The following is a 1,482-nucleotide window of genomic DNA, read 5'->3' on the forward strand; positions in this document are numbered from 1 at the left end:
TTTTTATAAAAGCAATTTTTAGCTATTTTAGGAGGTATTTACAATGGTAAATGTAGCAATTAATGGTTTCGGAAGAATAGGAAGATTAGCGTTAAGATTAATGGTTGAACAACCAGAAAACTTCAACGTAGTAGCAATCAATGACTTAACAGATGCTAAAATGTTAGCACACTTATTCAAATATGATTCAGCACAAGGAAGATTCAACGGAGAAATCGAAGTTAAAGAAGGAGCTTTCGTAGTTAATGGAAAAGAAATTAAAGTAACTTCAGAAAGAGATCCTAAAAACTTACCTTGGGGAGAATTAAAAGTAGACATCGTTTTAGAGTGTACTGGATTCTTCGCTTCAAAAGAAAAAGCTTCAGCTCATATCGAAGCAGGTGCTAAGAAAGTTGTTATATCAGCTCCAGCTGGAAACGACCTTCCAACAGTTGTATTCAACACTAACCACGAAATATTAAAAGCAGCTGATACAGTTATCTCAGGTGCATCATGTACAACTAACTGTTTAGCTCCAATGGCTGACGCATTAAACAAAAACTTTGGATTAAAAGAAGGTTTCATGACTACAATTCATGCATACACTAATGACCAAAATACTTTAGATGCTCCACACGCAAAAGGTGATTTAAGAAGAGCTAGAGCAGCTGCTGCTTCAATCATTCCTAACTCAACTGGTGCTGCTAAAGCAATCGGATTAGTTATTCCAGAATTAGCTGGTAAATTAGATGGAAACGCTCAAAGAGTTCCAACAATAACTGGATCATTAACTGAGTTAGTATGTATTTTAGACAAAAAAGTTAGCGCTGATGAAATTAACGCTGTTATGAAAGCTGCTGCAAACGAGTCTTATGGATATACTGAAGATCCAATAGTATCATGTGATATTATAGGAACAAGCTTCGGATCATTATTCGATGCAACTCAAACTAAAGTTATGGAAGTTAACGGACAACAATTAGTTAAAGTTGCTTCATGGTATGATAACGAAATGTCATACACTAACCAATTAATCAGAACTTTAGGATACTTCGCTAACTTAAAGTAATCTAAATTAATTAGATAGTTAAAGAGAAAAATTATAAGTCTGGTTTTGTAGTATAAGGCTATAAGGCCAGACTATTTTAAAATGCATAAATATATTTAAGAGGTGAAAGAGAATGAACTTCAATAAAAAAACTGTAGAAGATATCCAAGTAAAAGGTAAAAAAGTTTTAGTAAGATGTGATTTTAACGTACCATTAAAAGATGGTGTTATAACTGATGAAAATAGATTAGTAGGTGCTATGCCAACTATAGAATATTTAGTTAAAAACGGAGCTAAGGTTATCCTTTGTTCACACATGGGTAAACCAAAAGGAGAGCCAAAAGCTGAATTATCATTAGCACCAGTTGCTAAAAGATTAAGCGAAATGTTAGGTAAAGAAGTAGTATTTGCAGCTGACGACAATGTTGTTGGTGAAAACGCTAAAGCTGCTGTAG

Annotated in this window: 2 protein-coding genes; both read left to right on the forward strand. The window is 33.7% G+C overall.

Annotated features, from left to right (window positions below):
• The first annotated feature begins 43 nt into the window (after positions 1-43).
• The gene (gap, locus tag ACRDDY_RS15335; RefSeq protein ID WP_438565811.1) at positions 44-1,048 is read left to right on the forward strand and encodes a type I glyceraldehyde-3-phosphate dehydrogenase; all 1,005 of its coding nucleotides are present in this window, start codon (positions 44-46) and stop codon (positions 1,046-1,048) included.
• Between the two features lie 112 nt (positions 1,049-1,160).
• On the forward strand, positions 1,161-1,482 hold a 322-nt coding region (pgk, locus tag ACRDDY_RS15340), incomplete at its 3' end, for a phosphoglycerate kinase (protein WP_438565812.1).

The organism is Clostridium sp., from assembly GCF_051656525.1.
Lineage (GTDB): Bacteria > Bacillota > Clostridia > Clostridiales > Clostridiaceae > Clostridium.